Raw genomic sequence first — 3,552 nt, 5'->3', positions numbered from 1 at the left:
GTGCCGCGCGTGCGCTGAGCCCGAGCACCAGTAGCACGAGCCGGGGAGCCCCGTCCGTGCGAACATCCGAGAGGTTCGCACGGACTGATCCGCCCGTTTCGGCCCACTTTCGAGCCATTTGCCCCCGCGCTCCTCTGTGATGCTCGCGAATCGCCTCCGGCACGGGCGCACGTGTGACCGGAGCTCAGTCGACGGCGGTGCGGCTCGTCGCGGTGGCGTTAAGCGCGACCCCGGAAGGGACGAAGACCGAGAACAGAATCGGATGCCACGTTGCCGCCACGGTCACCCGTGCAGAGACTCCGTCCGGCGTCGTCGCGGATACGAGCGAGACCTCGGACCCGGCGATGTCTACCAGGGCGCTCGCCTGCGACCGGACACCCTCGTTTGTGAGGATTGCTCGGGGCTCTCCGCTCTGCAACACGAGTGCGAATCCATCCGCACCGGCGAGCGCCGCGGCATCCGCAACCGAGTCGACGCGCTTCTGCGCGAGATACAGACTCGCGGCGTTCGCGCCCACGACGATCAGCGCGATCGCGAGTACCGCGTACCCGAGGGTGAGCAGCAGCACGGAGCCCTCGTCATCCGGGCCCTTCGTGGCTGCAGACCGGTTCTGCCAACGCAGCGCGCGTTTCATTCGGCTCCCCAGAACCGCGAGACCTTGTGGACCGCGGTGGCCGAGACCGGCACGCTCGCGATGTCGTCGAGGCCGAGCACGGGAGGCACGAGCGGCAGCGGCACCCGCGCCGCCACCGACACCATCATCGTCGCCCCGGCGCGCGGACATGCTCCGCCCGCGGGAACACAAGCGAAGCCGACGTCGATGCTGCCGGCTGAGATGCCGTATTCGGAAGCGGTGGTCTGCAGCATCGCGTCTGCGCGAGAATCGGCGGTCGCTGCATCCGGCGCCATCGCGATCGCTCGGGCCAGGTGTCTCGCCCCCGACTCGACGCCCAGCGCGTGCGACTGGATCAGTCCGAGTGAGGCGATCAGATACACCAGGGGCACGAGCAGGAGAAGCCCGACGACGATGAACTCGAGCGGGGCCGAGCCGCGCTCATCGCCCGGCAGGTCCCGGACCGTCGGGTGACGCACGCGGCTAGTCGAGGGTTTCGGCGGGTGCATGCGCGGTCACCTCCAGAGCCCAGGGCACACCGATCAGGCCGATCAGTGGAAGCGTCGTACGCACCGTGACCTCGACCGCCGGATACCCGAGATGCTCCGTGTCGCGTGCCGACACATCCTCGGCGAATGCCTCGCCCACCGTTCGCGCGATGACCTCCCGCGTACGCGCCTCACCCTCGGCAAGCGTCGTGTCCGCGAGTGCGGCACGGTGCGCTCCTTCGACCGCGGCGTCGTGCACCACATTCCGCACGTACACGGCGACGCCGAACTGGATGATGGCTAGGGTCAGCACCGTCAGCACCACGCCGACGAGCACGAACTCGACGGGCGCCGAGCCGCGCGAGTCGAGCACGAGGCCGCGAAAGCGGCGCCGACGCGGGCCCATGACAGGTCAGAGACCGGAAACGCGCGCGATCGCCTGCTCGAAGAGCTGGCCGAGCGCTGGTCCCGCGAGCGCCCAGATCAGCACAACGAGTCCGGCCGTCATGAGAGTGATTAGGACCCACCCCGGAACGTCACCCCGCTCATCCTCGGCGAACCGAGCAAGGCGACGGGTCGCGCGTGCTCGCCTGCGGAGCGTTGAGTCGATTGTTGTGTACATATCGGTCCTTTCGTTGAGGCGTCAGCCGAGCCCGAGGCGCAGCATGAAAACACCCGGATAGACGGCGTAAATGACGGACAGGGGAAGGATCAAGAAAACAAGAGGAATGAGCATCAGAATTTCGGACCGCCCGGCCCGCTCGATCAGCTCGTGCCGCGCCGCCTCGCGCGCATCACCCGCCTGGGCCTGCAGTACCTGAACGAGTGGCGCGCCCCTCTCGATCGCGGCGACGAGCTGATCAACAGCACGCGAGAAAGCAGGCAACTCGAGCCGGTGCGAAAGCGCCCCGAGCGACTCGCCCAACGACGATCCGGTGCCCGTCTCGAGTACGACAGCGGCGAGCTCGCGCGACAACTCACCACTACCGATCGACCCGACGCGACGCAGCGCATCGAGCAGGCTCTCGCCCGCCGCCAGACACAATCCCAAGAACTCCAACACGGGCGGGAGTTCCTCCTGTAGCCGCGCACGCCGCGCCTTCGCGGCGCGTTGCAGCATGGCATCGCACAACACGACTCCCGCGCACGCCGCGATCCCGGGAACGGCCGCTGCCAGCGGCGTGAACCTGCCCGTGAGCGTCACCCCGATCAGCACGACGGATCCCGCAAGCAAACCGCCGATCCCCCACGCCAGCTGCCGCGCGCGAAACTCCTCGACGCCGCCCGCACGTCCCGCCTGCGCCAACCGCCGCGCGATCGTTGCCGAGCTCCCGAACAGCCCCGCGAACCGGATGCCCGCTGCCGCGAACGCGCGTCCGAGAGTGGGCGGCGCCCAGGCATCCGTCACCAACCAGGGCGTGACACCTCGGGGATCCGTGACCTCCCGCACGTAGGGGGCGATTCGGCGCTCGAGAGAAAGCGCGCGCCACCGCGGCAACAGGCCGACCAACAGCCACACGCCGAGTCCGAACGCCGTGCCGAGCACGACGGCGAGCGCCATCGAACTCACGGGAGCCGCGCCCACCGAGACCCCGCTCATGCGAGCCACCGCCGTGGTTCCGGCAGACGCCCGAGCCCGAGCATGAGCCGATAGGCCAGGACGGAAGCGAGCCCACCCGCGATCACGAGAGCGATGCCCTCCGGGCTGGTGTAGGCACGGGCGCCCTCGGGCCGCAGCGACAGAAGCGCCAGGATGACCCACGGCGCGACGACCCCGAGCAGCGCAGCGCCTCGGATCCACGACTGACGCGCCTCGACCTCCGCCCTCAGCGCGGCATCGGCGCGTACGGCCGTCGACAGTGCCCGGAGCACGCCGGGCAGCTCGGTGCCACCGACGTGCCGCGCCATCCGGAGCGTCTCGACGATGCGGTCGGCGATCGGGTCGGCGAGCAGCGCCTTCAACCGAAGAGCACTGGAGTCGAAGTGACCCGATGCCGCCATGTCACGCGCGAAAGACGAGAACGCGGGCCGCAGAAGCGGGGGCGCCGAAACCGCGAGGTTCGCGACCGCATCGGGCAGGGACATCCCCGCCCGCACCGCCGAGACGAGGTGATCGCAGACATCCGACCACAGCCCCCGCCGCGACCGGATGAGTTGGGTGCGCCGACCGCGCAACCACAGCACCGGCGCCACTGCACCGAACAGCGCCGCGCAGACGGCGAGGATCGGCACCCCGAGCACGAGCCAGACGAGTGCCGCGCCGATTGCGGCAAGCATCAGCGACACGGCCATCAGAACACGAGGGCGCACGTGCGACATCCCGGCTTCCTCGAGCAGCCGCGAGACAGCACTCGCCCCCGCGCGCGCGGGTCGTGACGGGCGGCTCGGCCAGAGCCACGGCGACAGCATCAAGAGCGACCCGGCGCCGAGCACGCCACCCCACAAGAACGT

General features: G+C 69.6%; 6 protein-coding genes. All 6 read right to left on the bottom strand.

Annotated features, from left to right (window positions below):
* Positions 1-184 precede the first annotated feature (184 nt).
* Positions 185-634, bottom strand: a complete 450-nt coding sequence (locus MIC448_RS12410) for a pilus assembly protein TadG-related protein (protein WP_051513766.1) — start codon at positions 632-634, stop codon at positions 185-187.
* Positions 631-1,092: a hypothetical protein gene (locus MIC448_RS12405; protein WP_036300179.1), complete on the bottom strand. Its 462-nt coding sequence runs from the start codon at positions 1,090-1,092 to the stop codon at positions 631-633. The genes MIC448_RS12410 and MIC448_RS12405 overlap by 4 nt, the downstream gene beginning before the upstream one ends.
* Before the next feature lie 4 nt (positions 1,093-1,096).
* Entirely contained in the window at positions 1,097-1,507 is a 411-nt protein-coding gene (locus tag MIC448_RS12400) for a TadE/TadG family type IV pilus assembly protein (RefSeq protein ID WP_051513764.1), read from the bottom strand.
* A gap of 6 nt (positions 1,508-1,513) precedes the next feature.
* A complete protein-coding gene (locus MIC448_RS12395; protein ID WP_036300177.1) occupies positions 1,514-1,723 on the bottom strand; it encodes a hypothetical protein in 210 nt (69 codons plus the stop codon).
* A 21-nt stretch (positions 1,724-1,744) separates the two neighbouring features.
* Positions 1,745-2,701, bottom strand: coding sequence for a type II secretion system F family protein (locus MIC448_RS12390; protein ID WP_036300183.1), 957 nt, complete (start codon positions 2,699-2,701; stop codon positions 1,745-1,747).
* Positions 2,698-3,552, bottom strand: an 855-nt coding sequence (locus MIC448_RS12385) for a type II secretion system F family protein (RefSeq protein ID WP_243420013.1), incomplete at its 5' end; no start/stop codon positions are given. The genes MIC448_RS12385 and MIC448_RS12390, both read right to left, overlap by 4 nt.

The organism is Microbacterium sp. C448, from assembly GCF_000582705.2.
In the GTDB taxonomy this organism is placed as follows: Bacteria; Actinomycetota; Actinomycetes; order Actinomycetales; family Microbacteriaceae; genus Microbacterium; species Microbacterium lacus_A.
This window is presented reverse-complemented; position numbering and strand designations above follow the sequence as displayed.

Excerpts from the sequence above, each read along its gene's own strand:
- MIC448_RS12395 (WP_036300177.1), bottom strand. The coding sequence starts at position 1,723 with ATGTACACAACAATCGACTCAACGCTCCGCAGGCGAGCACGCGCGACC.
- MIC448_RS12390 (WP_036300183.1), bottom strand. The coding sequence starts at position 2,701 with ATGAGCGGGGTCTCGGTGGGCGCGGCTCCCGTGAGTTCGATGGCGCTC.
- MIC448_RS12410 (WP_051513766.1), bottom strand. The coding sequence starts at position 634 with ATGAAACGCGCGCTGCGTTGGCAGAACCGGTCTGCAGCCACGAAGGGC.
- MIC448_RS12400 (WP_051513764.1), bottom strand. The coding sequence starts at position 1,507 with ATGGGCCCGCGTCGGCGCCGCTTTCGCGGCCTCGTGCTCGACTCGCGC.